20 protein-coding genes are annotated in these 19,874 nt (G+C 69.0%); 9 read left to right on the top strand and 11 right to left on the bottom strand.

Translation table 11 applies throughout. The features are described from left to right. The first annotated feature begins 15 nt into the window (after positions 1 to 15). The 5 genes from ACZ5QD_RS18235 (at position 16) to ACZ5QD_RS18215 (ending at position 4,379) form a co-directional block, all read left to right on the top strand. Positions 16 to 1,497 carry an aldehyde dehydrogenase gene (locus ACZ5QD_RS18235; protein ID WP_045536635.1) on the top strand — a complete coding sequence of 494 codons (1,482 nt, stop codon included), beginning with the start codon at positions 16 to 18 and terminating at the stop codon, positions 1,495 to 1,497. Between the two features lie 122 nt (positions 1,498 to 1,619). After that, on the top strand, positions 1,620 to 2,351 hold the full coding sequence (locus tag ACZ5QD_RS18230; protein ID WP_006894441.1) for an SDR family oxidoreductase: 732 nt from the start codon (positions 1,620 to 1,622) through the stop codon (positions 2,349 to 2,351). Further along, a complete protein-coding gene (locus tag ACZ5QD_RS18225; protein ID WP_006894440.1) occupies positions 2,348 to 3,220 on the top strand; it encodes an NAD(P)-dependent oxidoreductase in 873 nt (290 codons plus the stop codon). Before ACZ5QD_RS18230 ends, ACZ5QD_RS18225 begins: the two co-directional genes overlap by 4 nt. A 72-nt stretch (positions 3,221 to 3,292) precedes the next feature. Next, entirely contained in the window at positions 3,293 to 3,655 is a 363-nt protein-coding gene (locus ACZ5QD_RS18220) for a carboxymuconolactone decarboxylase family protein (protein WP_039866654.1), read from the top strand. A gap of 49 nt (positions 3,656 to 3,704) precedes the next feature. Further along, complete coding sequence (locus ACZ5QD_RS18215; protein WP_006894438.1) at positions 3,705 to 4,379, top strand: PaaI family thioesterase; 675 nt, start codon at positions 3,705 to 3,707, stop codon at positions 4,377 to 4,379. A gap of 8 nt (positions 4,380 to 4,387) precedes the next feature. On the opposite strand, the gene ACZ5QD_RS18210 is transcribed toward ACZ5QD_RS18215, so the two are convergent. Both ACZ5QD_RS18210 and ACZ5QD_RS18205 read right to left on the bottom strand, forming a co-directional pair. Beyond that, a complete protein-coding gene (locus tag ACZ5QD_RS18210) occupies positions 4,388 to 6,091 on the bottom strand; it encodes a SulP family inorganic anion transporter (RefSeq protein ID WP_464366996.1) in 1,704 nt (567 codons plus the stop codon). Positions 6,092 to 6,098: 7 nt separating this feature from the next. After that, positions 6,099 to 7,409 carry an ion channel protein gene (locus ACZ5QD_RS18205; protein WP_464366995.1) on the bottom strand — a complete coding sequence of 437 codons (1,311 nt, stop codon included), beginning with the start codon at positions 7,407 to 7,409 and terminating at the stop codon, positions 6,099 to 6,101. A 193-nt stretch (positions 7,410 to 7,602) separates the two neighbouring features. On the opposite strand from ACZ5QD_RS18205, the gene ACZ5QD_RS18200 reads away from it, so the two are divergent. Next, the gene (locus ACZ5QD_RS18200) at positions 7,603 to 8,511 is read left to right on the top strand and encodes an amidohydrolase family protein (protein WP_464366994.1); all 909 of its coding nucleotides are present in this window, start codon (positions 7,603 to 7,605) and stop codon (positions 8,509 to 8,511) included. Between the two features lie 43 nt (positions 8,512 to 8,554). Then, a complete protein-coding gene (locus tag ACZ5QD_RS18195; protein WP_464366993.1) occupies positions 8,555 to 9,589 on the top strand; it encodes a TIGR03617 family F420-dependent LLM class oxidoreductase in 1,035 nt (344 codons plus the stop codon). On the opposite strand, the gene ACZ5QD_RS18190 is transcribed toward ACZ5QD_RS18195, so the two are convergent. Next, positions 9,534 to 10,499, bottom strand: a complete 966-nt coding sequence (locus tag ACZ5QD_RS18190; protein ID WP_197462931.1) for an NADPH:quinone oxidoreductase family protein — start codon at positions 10,497 to 10,499, stop codon at positions 9,534 to 9,536. The genes ACZ5QD_RS18195 and ACZ5QD_RS18190 overlap by 56 nt on opposite strands. Before the next feature lie 44 nt (positions 10,500 to 10,543). Between ACZ5QD_RS18190 and ACZ5QD_RS18185 the strand changes: the two genes are divergently transcribed. After that, entirely contained in the window at positions 10,544 to 11,203 is a 660-nt protein-coding gene (locus ACZ5QD_RS18185) for a class I SAM-dependent methyltransferase (RefSeq protein ID WP_006894432.1), read from the top strand. Positions 11,204 to 11,205: 2 nt separating this feature from the next. Here ACZ5QD_RS18185 and ACZ5QD_RS18180 read toward each other — a convergent pair whose 3' ends face one another. The 5 genes from ACZ5QD_RS18180 to ACZ5QD_RS18160 are packed head-to-tail and all read right to left on the bottom strand — an operon-like array spanning position 11,206 to position 16,826. Next, entirely contained in the window at positions 11,206 to 12,057 is an 852-nt protein-coding gene (locus ACZ5QD_RS18180; RefSeq protein WP_006894431.1) for an LLM class F420-dependent oxidoreductase, read from the bottom strand. 55 nt (positions 12,058 to 12,112) lie between these two features. Then, positions 12,113 to 13,168, bottom strand: coding sequence for a prenyltransferase (locus ACZ5QD_RS18175; protein ID WP_278126161.1), 1,056 nt, complete (start codon positions 13,166 to 13,168; stop codon positions 12,113 to 12,115). A gap of 2 nt (positions 13,169 to 13,170) precedes the next feature. Then, entirely contained in the window at positions 13,171 to 13,902 is a 732-nt protein-coding gene (locus ACZ5QD_RS18170; protein WP_006894429.1) for a class I SAM-dependent methyltransferase, read from the bottom strand. Positions 13,903 to 13,905: 3 nt separating this feature from the next. Further along, positions 13,906 to 15,144 (bottom strand): glycosyltransferase family 4 protein, encoded by a 1,239-nt coding sequence (locus ACZ5QD_RS18165; protein WP_006894428.1) that lies wholly within the window; start codon positions 15,142 to 15,144, stop codon positions 13,906 to 13,908. After that, entirely contained in the window at positions 15,144 to 16,826 is a 1,683-nt protein-coding gene (locus ACZ5QD_RS18160; protein WP_222111200.1) for an FAD-dependent oxidoreductase, read from the bottom strand. Before ACZ5QD_RS18160 ends, ACZ5QD_RS18165 begins: the two co-directional genes overlap by 1 nt. Positions 16,827 to 16,957: 131 nt before the next feature. Here ACZ5QD_RS18160 and ACZ5QD_RS18155 point away from each other — a divergent pair, with 131 nt between their 5' ends. Continuing rightward, positions 16,958 to 17,779: an acyl-[acyl-carrier-protein] thioesterase gene (locus tag ACZ5QD_RS18155; RefSeq protein WP_006894426.1), complete on the top strand. Its 822-nt coding sequence runs from the start codon at positions 16,958 to 16,960 to the stop codon at positions 17,777 to 17,779. 29 nt (positions 17,780 to 17,808) lie between these two features. On the opposite strand, the gene ACZ5QD_RS18150 is transcribed toward ACZ5QD_RS18155, so the two are convergent. The 3 genes from ACZ5QD_RS18150 to ACZ5QD_RS18140 all read right to left on the bottom strand — a co-directional run bounded on the left by ACZ5QD_RS18150 (position 17,809) and on the right by ACZ5QD_RS18140 (position 19,778). After that, complete coding sequence (locus ACZ5QD_RS18150) at positions 17,809 to 18,354, bottom strand: DUF3558 domain-containing protein (RefSeq protein ID WP_006894425.1); 546 nt, start codon at positions 18,352 to 18,354, stop codon at positions 17,809 to 17,811. Then, complete coding sequence (locus ACZ5QD_RS18145) at positions 18,351 to 19,226, bottom strand: DUF3558 family protein (RefSeq protein ID WP_006894424.1); 876 nt, start codon at positions 19,224 to 19,226, stop codon at positions 18,351 to 18,353. Before ACZ5QD_RS18145 ends, ACZ5QD_RS18150 begins: the two co-directional genes overlap by 4 nt. Positions 19,227 to 19,388: 162 nt before the next feature. Further along, positions 19,389 to 19,778, bottom strand: a complete 390-nt coding sequence (locus ACZ5QD_RS18140) for an SHOCT domain-containing protein (protein WP_006894423.1) — start codon at positions 19,776 to 19,778, stop codon at positions 19,389 to 19,391. Positions 19,779 to 19,874 lie beyond the last annotated feature (96 nt).

Genomic DNA, 19,874 nt, shown 5'->3' with positions numbered 1-19,874 from the left:
GATGGAGTTCTGACAATGACCCGAGCGAGCCTCCCACTCAGGCCCGACACCGCCACCGACCTGCTCGTCGACGGCGCCCTGATCCCCGGTTCCGGCGGCGTCTTCGACGTCGTCAACCCCGCTACGGAGGAGGTGATCGGCCAGGCGGCCGAAGCCACCGCGTCCGACATGGATCGGGCGATCGAGGCCGCCCGCCGAGCCTTCGATCGGACCGACTGGTCGCGCGACCACGCCTTCCGCGCCCACTGCCTGCGGCAACTGCGCGACGCACTGCTCGCGCACGCGGACGAACTGCGGGAGCTGACGGTCGCCGAAGTGGGCTGTCCCACGTTCCTGACGCACGGCCCGCAGCTGGTGGGGCCGATCACCGATCTCGGGTACTTCGCCGACCTCGCCGAGAGCTATTCGTGGATCACCGATCTCGGCGAGGCGAGCCCGATGGGCATCAAGAACCGGCGAGAGCTGCGCGCCGAGGCGATCGGTGTGGTCGGCGCGATCACACCGTGGAACTTTCCGCACCAGATCAACTTCGCCAAGATCGGTCCGGCGCTCGCCGCCGGCTGCACCGTGGTCCTGAAGCCGGCCCCGGACACCCCGTGGTGCGCCGCGCTGGTCGGGAAGGTGATCGCCGAGGAGACCGACTTCCCTCCGGGCGTGGTCAACATCGTCACCTCCACCGACCACGCACTCGGTGAGCAACTGTGCACCGACCCCCGCGTCGATCTCGTCTCGTTCACCGGTTCCACCGACACCGGCCGCAGGGTGATGGCCGCCGCCGCGCCCACGCTCAAGAAGGTCTTTCTGGAACTCGGCGGCAAGTCGGCCTTCATCGTGCTCGACGACGCCGACCTTGCAGCCGCCTGTTCGATGGCGGCGTTCTCCGTCGTGACTCACGCCGGGCAGGGCTGCGCCATCACCACCCGTCTGCTGGTGCCGCGCGAGAAGCTCGCGGCCGCCGTCGAACTCACCAAGAACGCGATGGCGGGCCTGTCCGCGGCGGACCCGACGGACCCGGGAACGGTCTGCGGACCGCTCATCTCCGCCCGGCAGCGGGAGCGCGTCGAGAACTACCTGCGTCTGGCACGCGAGGAGGGCGGCGTGATCGAGATCGGCGGTGGCCGGCCCGCCGGACTGGACCGCGGTTTCTTCGTCGAACCGACGCTCATCTCCGGCGTCGGCAACTCCGCTCGCGTCGCACAGGAGGAGATCTTCGGCCCGGTGCTGGTGATCATCCCGCACGATGGCGACGACGACGCGATCGATCTCGCCAACGACTCCCCCTACGGACTGTCGGGCGCCGTGTGGGGCACATCGCCGGAACGGGTGAACGCCGTGGTCGACGGCGTCCGCACCGGGACGATGAGCGTCAACGGCGGCATCTGGTACTCCGCCGACGTCCCGTTCGGCGGCTACAAGCAGAGCGGAATCGGGCGAGAGATGGGCCGCGCCGGTTTCGAGGAGTACCTCGAGATCAAGGCGGTCGCCACACCCGTATAGGGAGGTCGGCCCCTCCCGCTCCCACCTCTCCCGCCGGCCTGCCCCGCCCGCTGGTTGAGCGAGCGAAGCGAGTCGAAACCTCCACCCCCGCCCACACCCCACAACACCCCGAAGGAACACCAATGACCAGATTCGCCGACAAGACCGCCATCGTCACCGGCGCCGCCGGAGGCATCGGAGAGGCCTACGCCCGGGCACTCGCCGACGAGGGCGCGTACGTGGTGATCGCCGATGTCAACGACGACGCCGGACGGTCGGTGGCCGACGCGATCGGAGGCATGTACGTGCACACCGACGTCTCCGACCCCGACTCCGCGGCATCGCTCGCGACGGCCGTCGTTGACGAACGCGGGAAGATCGACGCGCTCGTCAACAACGCCGCGATCTACGGCGGCATGAAGCTCGACTTCCTGACCACCGTGCCGTGGGACTACTACAAGAAGTTCATGAGCGTGAACCTCGACGGTGCGCTCAACGTGACCCGCGCCTGCTACCCGCATATGCGGCACGGCGGGGCGATCGTGAACCAGTCGTCGACGGCGGCCTGGCTGTACAGCGGCTTCTACGGTCTGGCCAAGGTGGGCGTCAACGGCCTCACCCAGCAGCTCGCCGTCGAACTCGGCGGTCAGCGCATCCGCATCAACGCGATCGCCCCCGGCCCCATCGACACCGAGGCCACCCGCTCCACCACTCCCGCCGCGATGGTCGACGACATGGTCGCCAAGCTCCCGCTGGGGCGGATGGGCACGCCGCAGGATCTGGTCGGCATGTGTCTGTTCCTGCTGTCCGACGAGGCGTCCTGGATCACCGGACAGATCTTCAACGTCGACGGCGGACAGGTCATCCGCTCATGAGCGAGGCACTGCGGCTGGGCTGTGTCGGGCTCGGCAACATCGGCGGTCCGATGGCTGCGCGCCTGGCCGGATCCGCTCCGACCACCGTCTTCGACCTCTCTCCGGATGCCGTCGCCACCCTGGTCGATGCGGGCGCGGTCGCCGTGGACGGTCTGCCCGAACTCGCGTCCGCCAGCGATCTGGTCAGCATCTGCGTTCGCGACGACGCCCAGGTCCGCGAGGTGATCGGGGAACTGCGCCCGCACCTGGCGCCGGGCTCGCTCATCGCGATCCACTCCACCATCGCCCCCGAGACGGCGGCCGAGCAGGCCGCCGCGTGCGCGGCGGACGGGATCGTCGTGCTCGACGCTCCGATCTCCGGCGGCGCCCCCGGGGCTGCGGAGGGCCGGCTGGCGATCATGATCGGCGGCGATCGCGCCGGCTACGAGCGGGCCAGAGCCGCACTCGCGCCGGCGGGCGATCTCATCGTCCATGCCGGCCCGGCGGCCGGCGACGGAACGCGGATGAAGCTGGCCCGCAACCTGCTGCACTTCGTCTCCTTCGCCGCCACGGCCGAGGCGTCCCGACTCGCCGAGGCCGCCGGAATCGACATCGCACAACTCGGGCGAGTGGTCCGGCACACCGATGCGATCACCGGCGGTGCGGGCGCGATCATGCTTCGTGACACCACCGGGCCGATCGCTCCCGACGACTTCTGGTTCGGTGTCTTCACGCACGTCCGCGATCTCGGCGAGAAGGACCTGACCCTGGCACTGACACTGGCCGACCGGCTCGGCGTCGACCTCCCGCTGGGCCGCCGCGCCCTCACCGATCTGGCCGCCGGACTCGGTGTGCCCCATTCCGCCCACGACACACGCCGCGACGGCTGATCCGGCGCGCAGCGAAATGAACCGAACCGAAGGAGCATTGTGAACCCGACCCCGCAAGACGATCTGCCCCCGATGACCGAGCAACGCCGCAAGGGCCTGGCGACGATGTCGGAGGTGTACGGCTGGGAGATGTCCGACGGTCCGGGCGACTTCTTCGCGCACACCGCCGATCAGGTCTTCGGCGAGGTGTGGAGCCGCGAGGGCCTCACCCACCGCGACCGCAGGCTGGTACTCCTCGGCGCGCTGGCCGCCAACGGTCAGGTGGACGTCGCCGAGATCCAGGCGGCGGCGGCGCTCGGCAACGGCGAACTCACGCCGGAGGAGCTGAACGAGATCGGACTGTTCCTCTGCTACTACGTCGGCTGGCCGCTGGGCACCAAGATGACGATGATGTTCGGCGAGGTCGCCGGCAAGCACCGGAAGTCCGAGCACTGAGCCCGAACCCGCGCCCGTCGAGACCGCACACGACCATAGGCTGACCGGCATGGACTTTCGATTGGTAGATCTCAGCGCCGACGAGATCGCTGCGCAGCTCGCCGTGGTGGAACCGCTGACCGAGTCGGTCCGCGCGCTGATCGACGCGGTGATCCGCACCGAGGTGCCCGACGACGATCTGGACGACGCGCGCCGGCGGATCGACGCGGTCACCGCCTCACTGCGCGCAGCGCAGAAGCCGGGCAGCTACGGAGTGCCGTTCACCCGCGACTTCACCGGCATGCCCTGGGGCAACGCGGCCGTGGGTGTGCGCAACGCCATCGCTCCCCCGCTGCGGGTCGACCACCACGACGACGGGACGGCCACCGCTCGGGTACGGCTCGGCGCCGCGTACGAGGGCCCGGCCGGCCTGGTCCACGGCGGGATCTCGGCCATGCTGCTCGATCAGATGCTCGGCGAAGCGGCCAGCGTCGGCAACGGAACCCCCTGCTTCACCGGCACGCTCACCGTGAAGTACCTGCGCCCGACACCTCTCGGCGACGTCGATCTGCGCGCCCGCACCACCGGATCGGAGGGCCGGAAGGTCTTCGTGCGGGCCGAACTCTGCGACGCGGACGGTCCGACGGTGACGGCGGAGGGAATCATGGTCTCACCGAGGAATCTCCCGTCCCGGGATCAGATCGCGAAGTTGCGTGCAGCGACCGCCGCAGATCACGACGCCTGACGACGAGGTCAGGACGTACCTGTGTCCGGACCGTTCCCGTCGGTCTCCGCGAGCCAGCGCTGGGCTTCGGCGTAGGCGGTGTCGAGACCACCGAAGACATGCCGGGACGCGGGCACGACATTCTCCTCGCCCAGCGCTCGGACCAGGCCCGCTCGCGTCACCGCGTCGATCATCGCGGAACTGACGCCTGCGAGCATGAGACGCCCGCCCGACTTCCGCAATGCCTCGGCCTTCGCGCGCAGCAGCTTCTGCAGTGTCGCCGACGGCACGTCGGGCAGGACGCGTACGTTCAGAATCACCACGAACCGGCCCGGTGCGGAGGGCGGCGCCGGCCACGTCTCTGAGATGCGGGGCACTTCTGCGAACAGCGCGACGCCGGCGTAGTATAGCACGGTGATTCCGTTGGCGGGCAGCGTCTTCGGCGGTTCTTCCAGACACCAGCCCTCGTCGTCTCGGACCAGCGCCAGCAGCCGGGCGCTGCGTGCCGCCTGGACGCAGTAGAGCACCAGCGAGATTCCGGCACCGACGAGGATCGCGTACTGCAGGGGGATCTGGGTCGTCGCGAGGAAGGTCGCCACCATCGCGACGGCGCTCAGCGGCGCCGTGCGCAGAACCAGAGTGACGTCGGCCCATCGACCCTGAATCAACTCGAACCCGATGACGAACAGCAGTCCCCCGATGACAGGCATCGGGATGATCTGCGCGGCGGCGCCGGCGATCAGCACGAGAACCACCAGCCACGCACCGGCGAAGACGCCCGCCCAGCGGCTCGTCGCGCCCGCGGAGACCGCGACACCTGTGCGGGACAGGGAGCCGCCGGTCGGCAGCGATCCGAAGAAGCCGCCGACGATGTTGGCCGCACCCTGCGCCGAGAAGTCCCCGGACGCACTCGCCTTCGATCCGTCCGGGTTCGGCACCGCCGCCGAGATGCCCGCTGCCTGAGCGAGACCGACGAGGGCGATGGCGAACGCTCCGAGAACGAGGTTCGGGAATGCACTCAGATCCGGAAACGTGAACGGCGGCAGACTGTTCGGCACCTTCGCGATATCACCGACGGTCTCCGTGTCGGCGCCGGTCACCGCGGCCACCGCGGTGACCGCGACGAGAGCGATCAGCGTGGCGTACGACTTGACCGGTCTGACGAACTGCAGAACTCCCCATACCGCGACGGTGCCGAGCGCCACCGCCACCGACGCCCCCGACCATTGGGGCACGTGTCCGAGCACCTCGACGAACTTCACGACGGTGTTGTGCCGTTCCGGGTCGTAGCCGGTGACGTCGCCGAGCACCCCCGCCACGATCTGTACGGCGATGCCGACCGTGAATCCGGTCATCACGGCGCTCGAGACGAAGTCCATGATCGCGCCGACGCGCAGCAGACCCATCACCAGCATCACGGCACCGACCGCCACCGTCAGCATCGCGATGTTCCCGACGTCGTGCGGGTCGAGGCCGGCCGAGGACAGCACGCTCTGCGACGACAGTGCGATAGCACTGGTCAGCGTGGTGACCATCAACGCGGTCCGGGCGAACATCGACCCCACGAGTGTCGAGAGCATCCCCGAATACAGACCGCTGACCGGATTGAATCCACCGATCGACGCGTACGCCATCCCCTCCGGGATGGAGAACAACGCGGTCACCAGACCGGATACGGCATCCGCTGGTCTCGGCCGCGAGATCTTTCGGATCCGGCGCATGATCGCTGACACGGCCACCTCAGACGTTCCTCTCCGCATTCTGCGAACCTCGTCGGATCTCGACCGGCCGAGCACTCAATTCCGGTGCGTTAGCCACCACCAGCCACGCCGCGAGCGTGGAGAAGAGCAGTGGAACCATGAGATCCATCTGCGGCACGATCGCCAACCCGAGGAACAGACTCAGCCAGCCGTTGCGCGCAGCGGCCACCGAGATCCCGACCACCGACGCGCTCACGCACAGGGTCAGCGGTATCGAGGTCCAGAGTGTGTGAACGCCGAATCCGAAGGCCGCTCCGATGAACACCGCGGGGAAGATCCGGCCGCCCCGGAAACCTGACGCCCCGGCGACCAGCAGCGCGCACAGCTTCACCGCCGCGAACACGAAGAATCCCATGGCGGTGGTGGTCGCCACCTCGCCCGGCAGCTCGTTCATCTGCTCGAGGCCTTTGAACAGGGTGATGGTGCCGCCGAGCGCACCGAGGCCGCCGAGGACCGCCCCGGCCACGGTCAGCCGCACCACGGGACCGGGCAACCGGGTGTTCAGCAGTCGGTGCAGGGGGTCGAAGAGCGCGGCACCGACCACGCCGACGGTTGCCGCGGCCGCCGCGACACCGATGGCGAGGAGCACGTGGACCACACCGCCGATCGTCTCGTCCGGCAGACCCATCGACAGCCCGAGATCGGTGAAGTGCAGCATCACGAACGAACCGGTCGCCGCGGCGACGAGCGGCACGTACAGCCGGTGCCACAGCGGGACGCGGGGATCGCCGCTGTTGAGTTCGGACAGCATCAGCGCCGCGGCGACCGGTGTCCCGAACATCGCGCCGATCGTGGCCGAGGTCGACAGCCCCATCCACTCCTTCTGCCCCAGCTTCGGCACGAGCCGGACACCCAGCCCGACGATGATCGCGGCGTTGATCGCCATGATCGGGTTCTCCGGCCCCAGGCTCACCCCGCCGGACAGGGTCAGAACGGTGGCGAGCACGAGGCCGGGGAGCACGCGTATTTCGAGAGGAGTGGAGACGAGTCCCTCCGTCGCCGGATCGGGGCCGGCATGGCCCGGCAGGTACCGGATCACGAGTCCGGCGAGCAGACCGACAGCGGTGAGCGTCCCGAAGATGAACCAGCCGTTGTCGCCGGACACGCCGAGCGCGGCACTGAGATCGTCCCAGACCAGTTTCTGAACCAGTTCCGCGAGCGCCGAGACGCCCCACAGCCCGAGCGCGCACAACGCGCCGACCGCGATCCCGACAGGGGTCAGCGCGATCATCTGCGCGACCGGCGGCCGGACCGTCGGCGTTGCAGCGGCGCAGGACCCGGTTTCGTCCATCGCAGTCCTTTCGTCGCCCGTCGCGCGACCCACGCGTCCGGCATGGTCGGTAACCCAATGGTCGGTCACTGCAATGGTCGGTCACTGTGGGCCGGCGGATCCGGAGGCGTCACCCGCGGCGAATGACCCACCCGGCTCGATCGTTCCCACCGGTCCGCCGGCCACCGATCGGCCGTTCGGTAGCGTCGAGGCCATGTGTGACGATCATCGCATGGAGCCCTTCTCCGCCGAGGAGTCCGAAGCCGTTCAGCGCGTCTGGCGAGAGCTGGGCATTCCGGGTCTCATCGACGTGCACACCCACTTCATGCCGCGCCGGGTGATGGACAAGGTCTGGGCGTACTTCGACTCCGCCGGCCCGATGCTCGGCAGGCAGTGGCCGATCGCCTACCGGGCCGACGAGGACCGCCGCGTCGAGACGCTGCGCGCGTTCGGTGTGCGCGCGTACTCGTCGATGATCTATCCCCACAAACCCGATATGGCCCGATGGCTCAACAGTTGGGCGGCGGAGTTCGCGTCGGCGCACCCGGACTGCCTGCAGACGGCGACCTTCTACCCGGAGGAGGGGGCCGCGGCGTACGTCTCCGAGGCGATCGACGCCGGAGCGAGGATCTTCAAGTCGCACATCCAGGTCGGCGCGTACTCGCCGATCGATCCGCTGCTCGACGGCGTGTGGGGACGGATCGACGACGCGCAGATCCCCGTGGTGATCCACTGCGGTTCGGGTCCGGCACCGGGCGAGTTCACCGGCCCGGAACCGATCGACGAACTGCTGCGGCGGTTCCCGAGCCTGCCGCTCATCGTCGCGCACATGGGCACCCCCGAGTACGAGCCCTTCCTCGCACTCGCCGAACGGTACGAGAACGTCCGGCTCGACACGACGATGTCGTTCACCGCGTTCTCGGAGGAGTCGGCGCCGTACCCCCGCGAGCTCTTCGGCCGGCTTCGGGACGTCGGCGAGAAGATCCTCTTCGGCAGCGATTTCCCCAACATTCCGTACAGCTACACCGAGGCGCTCGCCGCCTGCGCCCGGCTCGACCTCGGCGACCGCTGGCTGCGCGGCGTGTTCCACGACAACGCCGCCGCGCTCTTCGGAATCGGCTGACACCGTGTATGTCGACACGACGATCGTCTGTCGATTGGAGCAGATGGGCGCGGCATCGGCCGCCGCCGAATCGGCCGGATACGACGGAGTGTGGACCTTCGAAGGCGCCCACGATCCGTTCCTGCCGCTGCTGCTCGCCGCGGAACGCACCGAGCGGGTACGGCTCGGGACCTCGGTGGCGATCGCGTTCGCCCGAAACCCGATGCTGCTGGCGACCACCGCATGGGACCTGCAGGCCTATTCACGCGGGCGGTTCGTGCTCGGCCTCGGCACTCAGATCAAGCCGCACATCACCCGGCGATACGGGATGCCGTGGAGCCGCCCCGCCGACCGGATCCGCGACATGGTCACTGCGATCCGCGCGATCTGGGACAGCTGGGAGACGGGCGGCCGCCTCGACCACCGCGGCGAGTTCTACCAGCACACGCTGATGCCGCCGCTGTTCCGGCCCGACGCGCGAGAGGTGGAGGGCTTCGGTCCGCCGCCGATCTGGCTTGCGGGCGTGGGGCCGAGGATGACGGCGGTCGCGGGCGAGACGGCCGACGGATTCCTCTCGCATCCGCTGTGCCCGCCCGCGTTCCTGCGTGAGACCACCCTGCCCGCGTTGGCCGCAGGCGCGGCGTCGGCGCGGCGCCGGGTCCCGGAGGTCCACCACTCGGCGATGGTGATCACCGGGCGCGACGCAGCCGACCGCGCGGCGGCGCGCGAAGCCGTGCGGACGCAGGTCGCGTTCTACGGCTCCACGCCCGCCTACCATCCGGTGCTCGAAGCCGTCGGCCGCGCCGAGCTCGGCCCCAGGCTGCACGAGCTCTCACGCGCAGGCGACTGGACGGCGATGGCTCAGATGGTCGACGACGCGCTGGTCGACGCCGTCGCGGTCACCGCCGCCGACATCGGCTCGGGCGCTGCCGAGTTGGTGGATCGGTACGGACCGTGGGTGGACCGGCTGGGCTTCAACACGCCCTACCGCGCCGATCCGGCACTGCTCGCGGACCTCGCCGCCGCGGTCCGGGAGGCCTCGGTCACGAGATCCGCACCACCGCCTTGCCCCGCACGCGACCCTCGGCCAGATCGGTGAGCGCCCGCGGCAGTTCGGCGAGTTCGTAGACGTGGTTCACCGGCGGTCGCATCCCCTCCCCGACCAACCGGACGATGTCCTCGTGCAGCAGCCCGGGCACCTCGGGGTGCGTCCGGATGTATTCGCCCCAGGCCGCGCCGACGACGGAGATGTTCCGGAAGAGCACGCGGTTGAGCTTCACCGTCGGGATGCCGCCGGCGGCGAAGCCGATCACCACGAAACGGCCGTCGGGCGCGACGGTGCGGAGCGCCTCGTCGAAGACCTCACCGCCGACGGGATCGATCAGCACGTCCACGCCTCCCCCGGTGCGCTCGAGGACCCGGTCCTTCCACCCCTCGGTCAGTGCGATGACCTCGTCGGCGCCCAGCGCCCGGAGCATCTCCTCGTTGCCGGTCCGGTGCACCACCGCGACGACCCGGGCGCCGAGTGCCTTGGCGACGATGATCGAGGCCACACCGATGCCGCCCGCGGAACCGAGCACCCCGACGGTCTCTCCGGTCCGCAGATTCGCCCGCATCTTCAAGGCGAACAGCGCGGTCTGGAAGTTGATGCCGAGGGCGGCGCCCTCGTCGAAGCTCAGTTCGTCGGGCAAGGGGAACAACTGCTGTTCGGCCACGGCGATCTGCTCACCGAATCCGCCGAGCATCGATGCGACGACCACGCGGTCGCCGACCGCGAACCGACCGCCCTCCGGAGCCGCGGCGACGACGCCGGCCACCTCGGTGCCGGGAACGAAGGGCAGCGGCGGCCGCAGCTGATACTCGCCGCGGCTCATCAGCAGGTCGGGGAAGCACACTCCGCACGACCGCACATCCACCAGGTACTGACCCGCTTGCGGCTCGGGAGCCGGAATCTCTTGCAGTTCCAGGCCTTCCGGGCCCACTTCATTGACGATCACCTGTGCTTTCATGACTTCCACGGTAACCGTCGGACACCTGTCTATACGATTGAACGATGGCATTGACCTCCCCCACCAACGGACTGTCCGACGAGCGTCTGCGCGTAGCCGACGAAGCGCCCGGCTTCATGCCGCTCGATGAGGCCCTCGCACTGCACGAGGCGGCGACGTCGTATCTCTCGCAGCCCGACTCGGTCGGCATCGGCGTCGAGATCGGCACCTACTGCGGAAAATCGACGGTGTTCCTCGGCGCCGCCGCCGAAGCACACGGCGCCCTGGTGGTCACCGTCGACCACCACCGCGGTTCGGAGGAGCATCAGCCGGGCTGGGAGTACCACGACACCGAACTCGTCGACAGTCACAGCGGACTGCTCGACACGGCCGCCCGCTTCCGGCGGACGATGTACGACGCCGGGCTGGAATCGACTGTGCTCGGGTTGCTCGCGCCCTCGACCGCCGCCGCGCGGGTCTGGGGACGCGAGGTGGATTTCGTGTTCATCGACGGCGGCCATTCGATGGAAGCCGCGCAGAACGACTACGACGGGTGGTCCGGGTGGGTCCGCGCCGGCGGCGCACTCCTCATCCACGACGTCTTCCCCGACCCGAACGACGGCGGGCGGCCGCCGTACGAGATCTACCGTCAGGCCCTCGACTCCGGCCGGTTCACCGAGCAGTCCGCGCACGGTTCACTGCGCGTCCTGCGGCGGATCCGCTGAGCCTACGCGGCGACTCCGAGTCCGAGCTTGCCCGCCAGCTTCTCCAGATACGAGCGCGCGGTGTCGGCGTTCTCGTCCGGCAGCCCGTAGAGGACGCGGGTGACTCCGATCCGGTCCCACCGCGCCAGACGCTCGGCGTCCGGCCGCATGTCGAGCGCGACGATCTGCGGTGCGCCGTCGCGTCCCGCGTCGGCCCAGATCGTCTTGAGCAGGGCCACCGACTCGTCGATGTCGGTCTCGCCCGGTGTCGTGATCCAACCGTCCGCATTGCGCGCGATCCACGTGAAGTTCTTCTCGGTGCCCGCCGCGCCCACCGACACCCCGATGGTCCGGGACGGTTTCGGCCACGCCCAACTGGGACCGAAATCGACGAACTCGCCGTGGTACTCGGCCTCGTCCTGCGTCCACAGGGCGCGCATCGCCTCGAGGTATTCGCGCAGCATCGTGCGCCGGCGGCCCGCCGGGACGTGGTGGTCCGACAACTCGTCCAGGTTCCAGCCGAAGCCCACGCCGAGGCGCACGCGTCCGCCCGACAGGTGATCGAGGGTCGCGATCGTCTTCGCGAGGGTCAGCGGGTCCGACTGCACGGGCAGCGCCACCGCCGTCGACAGTTCGATGCGCGAGGTGACCGCCGCCGCGGCCGCCAACGACGTCCATGGGTCCAGCGTCCGGGTGTACCTCTCGTCGGGGAGACTCGCGTCGCCGGTCCGCGGGTGGGCCGCCTCGCGCCTGGTCGGGATGTGACTGTGCTCGGGCACGTAGTACGCGGCGAAGCCCGCCTGCTCGATCAGCGGCGCCAACTCGTGCGGTCGCAGACCGCGGTCGCTGGTGAACTGCACGATTCCGTAATCCACTTGGCCCTCCGAACTCAGACGCCCTCACTGGACGCTAGACTGGACACTAGTCCAATCATCGCCCTTGCGCTACCGGTTCATCGGCTGCGAGACGGTCGTCGTCGAGTTCGGCGAAGATGCCGCCGGCGGGTGTCGCACGGCTGATCGCGTCCGCCGCGAGGATCACCGCAGCCGACGTCCAGCAACTGCGCTCCACCGGCCAGCGCTTACCGTCCGCGAAGACCAGCCCGGTCCAGTACGAACCGTCGGGATCACGCAGGTGCTGAATCGACTCCACCATCGCCGCCGCGCGATCCACGTCGCCGAGCGCCTCCAGCGCCAGCGCGAGCTCGCTGGTCTCGGCGCCGGTGACCCACGGGCGATGGTCCACGCACCGCGCTCCCAGTCCGGGAACCACGAACCTCTCCCACTCCGCATCGATCTGCGCGCGGCCGGCATCGCCGCGCAGGGGCCCGCCGAGAACCGGGTAATACCAGTCCATCGAATGCTTGCCGGCCGGGACGAAGACCTCGTCGGGCCGGGTGAACGCCACCGCGAGGTCACCGCGCGCACGCTCCCACGTGCCGGCGTCGGCTCCCACCTCGCCCGCGATGCGGATACCGCAGCACAGCGCCGAGTAGATGCTCGAATTGCCGGTCCGGAGGGCGTCGTCGAACATGGCTCCGGTCCGGTAGTCGGCCGCCCATCGGAACGCCCCGTCGCCGCGCTGGAACATCAACACCCGGTCCAGAGCGGCACGCACCGTGGGCCACATGCTCCACAGGAAGGCCTCGTCACCGGTGATCAGATAGTGATGCCACACTCCTACCGCGATGTAGGCGCAGAAGTTGCTGTCGACGCCGGGGTCGACGACCCGCCCGGCCCGCAGCTCCATCGGCCAGGAACCGTCGTCGCGCTGGGTGTGCGCCGACCATTCGTACGCCGCACGAGCAGCGTCGAGGTAGCCGCTCGCCGACAAGGCCATCGCCGACTCGACGTGATCCCACGGGTCGGTCTTGCCGCCCGGGAACCACGGAAGCGCACCGTCGGGCTCCTGCATTCCGACGATCGCGGCTCCGGTCGCGCGCACTTGCGCAGGCGTCAGGACGCCGGACACGGAGGGGACGGCCATCGTTACGCGGATTCGGCGAGTCCGGCCGGCTTGCGCAAGTAGATCGCCACCGACTTCCCGACGAGCGGATTCAAGAGTTGCTCGCCCGCGCGGGTGACCCACGGCTTACTCATCATGTCCCACACCAGCATCTTGTGATAGCCGCGGACCAGCGGATTGCGGTCGTTGTCGACGCCGACCGCGCACTTGAGCCACCAATACGGCGCGTGCAGGGCATGCGCGTGTCCCGAGCCGGTGATCTCCAGGCCCGCCGCAGCGAGCTTGTCGGCGAGCTCCGACTCGCGGTAGATACGGACGTGGCCGCCCTCCACCTCGTGGTACTCGTCCGAGAGCGCCCAGCACACCTTCTCCGGCCAGTAGCGGGGAACGGTGACCGCGGCCGACCCGCCGGGTTTGAGGATGCGGACCATTTCGGCGATGGCCGCCTCGTCGTCGGGGATGTGCTCCAGGATCTCCGACATCAGCACGACGTCGAAGGACTCGTCGTCGTAGGGCAGCGCGAGCGCGTCGCCGACCTCGGTACGCGCGACGCCCGATTCGGGAACCTCCCCCGCCGCGGCCAGCGCGCCGAACATCTCCGCGACGTCGGCCATGTCCTTCTCGTTCTGGTCGAAGGCGATGACCTCCGCACCGCGGCGCAGCATCTCATACGAGTGGCGGCCCTGACCGGCGCCGATGTCGATGGCCTTGACTCCCGGTCCGACGGCGAGACGGTCGAAATCCACAGTGAGCACGTGTCAGTTCCCTTCGCCCGCGGCGGCGTCGACGGCCGCCCGATATCGATCCGCTGTCGCTTTGGCGACTGCCGACCAGCTGTACCTCGAGGTGGCACGGGCGCGACCGCCCGCGCCCGTGCGCGCCGCCAGTTCCGGATCCTCGAGCAGCCGGAGCAGCGCCTGCGCGAGAGCGCCGGCATCGCCGGGAGGAACCAGAAGGGCGGCCGACTCGTCCTCGCCGACCACCTCCGGGATCGCGCCCGCACGAGTCGCCACCAGCGGTGTGCCACAACTCATGGCCTCCACCGCGGGCAACGAGAAGCCCTCGTACAGCGAGGGCACACAGGCGATCTCCGCGCTCGCCAACAGGTCGGCCAGCTCGGCGTCGTCGAGTCCGGAGACCACCGACACCCGCTCGCCGATGGACAGTTCGTCGATCAGCCGCGCCGAGGGGCCATCCGGATCCAGCTTCGACACCAGCGTGAGGTGCACGTCCCGTTCGACGGCCACCTTGGCGACCGCCTCCAGCAGGTACGAGACCCCCTTGAGCGGTGCGTCGGCGCTCGCGACGCACACGATCCGCCCGGGGACCCGCTCGCCGCGGGGCGCGTACAGATCGACGTCGACGCCCAGCGGGATGGTCGCCAGTGCGCCCGGCTCCACGTGAAACGCATCGCGGATGTCCTGTTCGCTGCTGTTCGAGACGGTCAGCAGCGACGGAATCCGCCGCGCCACGCGGCCCTGCATCGCCAGGAACGAATGCCACCGCCACGCGCTGATCTTCTTCAGTCCCACGGCGGCCTTCACCGCCAGCGAACGGTCGCGGGTGATCGGGTGATGGATCGTCGCCACCAGCGGGAAACCCTGACGCTTGATGTCGAGCAGCCCGTAGCCCAGGCATTGGTTGTCGTGCACCACGTCGAAGTCGTCTCGCCGGCCGCGCAGCAGCCGGGCCATCCGCAGACTGAACGTCAGCGGTTCACCGAACGCCGCGGTCCACATGGCCGCCACCTCGAGCACGTCGATCCAGTCGCGATACTCGCCGAGCCGCGGAGTCCGGAACGGTTCGGGTTCGCCGTACAGGTCCAGGCTCGGCACCTTGGTGAGCCGGACTCCGGCGTCGAGCTCGGGATACGGCTGTCCGGAGAAGACCTCCACGTCGTGGCCGAGTGCGACCAGTTCCCGCGAGAGGTGGCGGACGTACACGCCTTGGCCCCCGCAGTGCGGTTTGCTGCGGTACGACAGCAGCGCGATCCGCACTAGAGGGCCTGTCCGACGGGATCGGCCTGACCGGCCACGCCGGTCATCTCCTCCACGGAGACGAACTTGACCCGTCGGCGGCCGGACTCCGACCCGGCCTCGCGTTCGGCCGCGTCGATGCGTTTCCAGCCGGCCAGATCCACGCGATGTGCGCCGCGAGAGGCCACCAGGTCGGCGACGTCGGAGTTGTCGACCGCGGGATCCGTCAGCGCGCCGGCGGCGAAGTCGGCCAGGATCGCCGCCGCGGCCTCCTCGCCGCACAGCCGGTTCCGGCCGATGCCCCCGGTGGGTCCGCGCTTGACCCAGCCGGCGACGAAGACGCCCGGAATCGGATCCCCGGCCGACCCGTCGAGGACGCGGCTGTCGGCGTTCGGGACCACCGACCGGCCCTCGTCGAAGGGCAGGCCCTTGATCGGCCGGCTCCGGTATCCGATCGACCGGACGATCAGCCCGGCGTCGAGCTCGGAGATCTCGTCGGTGCGCTCGATCCCGCCGTCGCCGATGTAGCGGTTGCGCACCAGCTTCACCGAGGCGGCCGCACCGTCACCGTTGATCTCCACCGGAGAGGTCAGGAAGCGGAATACGATCCGTCGATTCCCCTCGGTCCGCGGCATCGCGGCGAACTCCCGGGCCAGGCGGATCTTGGTCGCGATCACCGAGTCCAGCGAGTCGTCGGCCAGCGCGGCCGCCGTCTCTTCGGACAGCGTCAACTCCGATTCGTCGATCACCACGTCGACGCCTTCGAGGTCGGCCAGCGACACGAACTCCCCGTTGGTGAAGGCGCCGTGCTCGATACCGCGCCGTCCCACGACCACCACTTCGCGCACCTTGGACGCGCGGAGGACGTCGAGTGCGTGGTCGGCGATGTCCGTCCGTGCGAGCTCGTCGGGATCGGTGACCAGGATGCGCGCCACGTCGAGCGCCACGTTTCCGTTGCCGATCACCACCGCGCGCTCGGCACTGAGGTCGAACTCCCGCTGTGCGTGGTCGGGGTGGCCGTTGTACCAGGCCACGAAGTCGGTCGCGGCGATCGAGCCCGCCAGATCCTCACCGGGGATGTCGAGGCGGCGGTCGTGTGCGGCGCCGACGGCGTAGAGGACGGCACCGTAGCGTTCGCGCAGTTCGTCGTGGGTGATGTGCTCGCCCACCTCCACGCCCAGGTGGTAGGTGAAGTTCCGCTTCCGCTCCACCGCGGCGAAGGTCTCCTCGACCCCCTTCGTCTGCGCGTGGTCGGGGGCGACTCCGGCCCGGACCAGCCCGTACGGGGTGGGCAGACGGTCGAACATGTCGACGCGCACCTGGGCCTTCTTGACCAGCTCCTGGGCAGCGTAGAAGGCGGCGGGCCCGGCTCCGACGATGGCGACACGGAGTTCGGTGTCGGGCAGCTGCGGCGGCTTGGGATGCCGCACGAGTCCGCCTTCGACGTCGTGGTCCTTGTAGTAGTCGGCGTTGATCTGGAGGAAGGGCTCTTCCCTCTCGGGCAGCTGATCGTCCGGATAGATCGCGCTCACCGGACACTCGTCGATGCAGGCGCCGCAGTCGATGCACGTCTCCGGGTCGATGTAGAGCATCTCGGCGGTGAGGAAGTCCGGTTCGTCCGGTGTCGGATGAATGCAATTGACCGGGCAGACGGCAACGCAAGATCCGTCGTTACAGCAGGATCGCGTGATTACGTGCGTCATCTGGGACATCCCTTCGAGCTCAAGGGTGAACGTGTTCTAGTTTCTCCGAGAGTACCGTATTCGAGGTCACACCCCCGCCATGCCCGAAGCGTATCCCCGTCTCCGGACGAAGCAGAGGAGTCCCCACCCGAATGACCGCACCGCAGGCCTACCGGCCCCTGGAGGACCGCAAGCCGGGAGCCGACTTCTACTCGGCCGGATACCGCGTCCGGACCGGCGACATCGACCAGGACATGAGAGTTCGGCTCGACGGGATCGCTCGATATCTGCAGGACGTCGCGAACGACAACATCGCCGTCCTTCCGTTCGCCGACACCGATCCCTTCTGGATCATCCGCCGGACCGTGATCGACGTCCTCGAACCGATCACCTGGCCGTCGGAGCTGAGGATGGAACGGTGGTGCGGCGCACTGTCGACGCGGTGGACCAACATGCGCGTCCGGATCACCGCCGAGGGCGGAACCAACCGGTTCAATCCCGAGCCGCGGCCCGACGGCCTCGTGGAGACCGAGGCCTTCTGGATCAACATGACCGAGTCGGGAACGCCCGCACGCATCAGCGATCTCGCGATGGAGACGCTCACCGCGATGACGGACGAGCACCGGTTGCGCTGGAAGGCGATGAATCCCGCCACCCCGCCGGCGGCCGAAGCACTGGAACTGCCCGACCGGGAACACGTCCTGCGGATCACCGACTTCGACCCGTTCAAACACCTCAACAACGCCGCCTATTTCGAAGCGGTCGAGGACGAGCTGGTCCATCACGCCGACCTGATCGACGGACCGCACCGGGCGATCATCGAGTACCTGCGTCCGATCACCCCCGGCACGCGCGTCACCATCCGCAGGCAGCGGCTCGACGGCACCCTGCTGATCTGGTTCGTCATCCCGGACGACGCCGGCGAACCGCAGGTGGCGGCGTCGGTCTCGGTGGCGTCGATTCCCGCGCCGTGAATCATTCCGCGCCGTGAATCCCGCGCGGACTAGTTGGCGCCGGTCAGGATCAACTCCATCAGTTTGACCGGCGCGGCACAGGCGTCACCGGCCTGCTGCCCCTCCGGTTCCACCCACCACGTAAAGATCCCGCCCGCGGGCGACTTCGCGGTCACTCCGCAGACAGCCGGCCTCGCGGGGTCGCGCTGGGTGAAGGCCGCTTGACTCTGCACCGAGATGTTCTCGGTGGTGAAGCCGAGATGCTGCGCGGTCTCCTTCTCCAGGTTGTAATCGCCCCACTCGAACCAGTTGAAGGTCACGTCGATCTGCTGCGGCAGCACCGACCAACGGCAGTTCGCTCCGAAGAAGTTCGATTCGGCGGTGGTTCCGCCCACCGCCTTCGCGATCGTCGCCGCGGGCAGTACCTCGCACTCGGCGAGCAGTTTGTCGAAACGGCTGGTGTCGACGTGGCCGGTGTCGGAACCGACCGCTCCTCCCTCGCGGACGGGTTGTCCGTCCACCGTGCACGCTGCCGACGCCGCGACCGCTGCCAGGCCCAGCACCGCCGCGGTCGCCCGCCTCCGGATCGACGTCATGCCGCCCCCTTCACGACCTTCTCAGTGATGCTCTTCGCGGCGCCGCACAGCTGGTCCTCGGCGATGGTGGGACCGGCGCCCGGACTGATCGGCGACGCCAGCGAGATCTCGATGAAGTCGGCGTCCCACGCGACGCCGATCTCGCAGATGCCCGCGGTATGGGCGAGGAAGCCGGGATTGCCGTCGATCTCGTAGTCCTGCGTCGTGTCGCGGCTGAGCTGTTCGGTCCCTCGCTCGCGTCCGATCGGCGAGCCGCGGTACCAGTTGAACGAGACCGAACCGTTGCGCTGCGCGTCGGCGCGCCATTCACACGTCGAGGGGTTGTCGATCGCCAGCCGCAGACCCGCCATGCCCGACATCCGGACCACGTCGTCGGTCGTGAGCCCACCGCATCGCGCGAACTGCGGACCCGTTCCCGCCTTCGGCGTCTCGGAGACATCTGCCGAGTCGGAACCGCCGCCCGAGCACCCGGCGAGCAGCAGTGCCGCGAGCGCGGCGAGCGTCACCAGCATGATCTCCGAGCGGAAACGGTCGAGTTGCCTGCGTTCGCGCTTCGTCGGCCGTCCCGAACCCCGATCGCGCCGCGGGAGGCTGGCAAGAACCTCCCGCGGCGGCGGAGGCGGACTGTGGTCGATGTAGCACTCGGCCGCGGCCGGTGCGGAGACCCGTTTGCTGATCAGCCGCGTCACCTCGACGATCCGCTCGCGACCGTTCAGCCGCACGGTGACCCGGTCGCCGATCGAGACCGGCGCCGCGGGTTTGGCGGTCGCACCGTTGAGCTGGACGTGTCCGGCGCGGCACGCGGCACCCGCGGCCGACCGCGTCTTGGTGAGCCGGATCGCCCAGATCCAGCTGTCGATGCGCGTCGCCATCACGCCCCTTCCCGTGGCAGTCCGATCGTCCCCCACAGTAATCGGACCCGCGGACTCCGCCCGGAAGACGCAGTGCCCGAGAGACGCGGGCAGTGCCCCGAGAGACGCAGATGCCCGGAACCTGACGAGCAGGTCCCGGGCATCGGGTCGAATGCGATCAGCTCAGGACGCGAGGGCCTTGGCCTTGAGGGCCTCGTACTCGGCCTCGGTGATGGTGCCCGCATCGAGCAGCGACTTCGCGGTCGCGATGTCGGCGGCCGGCGAGCTCTTGCCCGCCGCGTGCCGGATGTACTCCTGGTTCGCCTTCTCCGCGGCCAGCGCCGCTGCCTGACTGCGTTCGGTCATGCCGCGCCCGCGCGCGATCAGGTAGACGAACGCTGTGAGATACGGAAGAACGATGAGGAAGATGATCCATACGACCTTCCATCCGGCGGCCAGCTTGTGGTCGCGGAACAGGTCGGTCAGGACCATGAAGAGCACCATCAGGTATGCGATGAAGGCGAAGACCAGCACCGTGTACCAGATCACGTTCCAGAACGAACTCCAGTCCATGGGGACCTACTTTCTTAGACGGGCGTCAATCGTATCCACGCTCGGCACCTCATGGGCAACAGCATCACCCGTAAAGGACTATGGTCCCGGCAGCCA

It is taken from the genome of Gordonia sp. J1A, from assembly GCF_055393515.1.
Note: the sequence above shows the minus strand (reverse complement) of the source record. Positions and strands in the feature narration are given on the sequence as shown.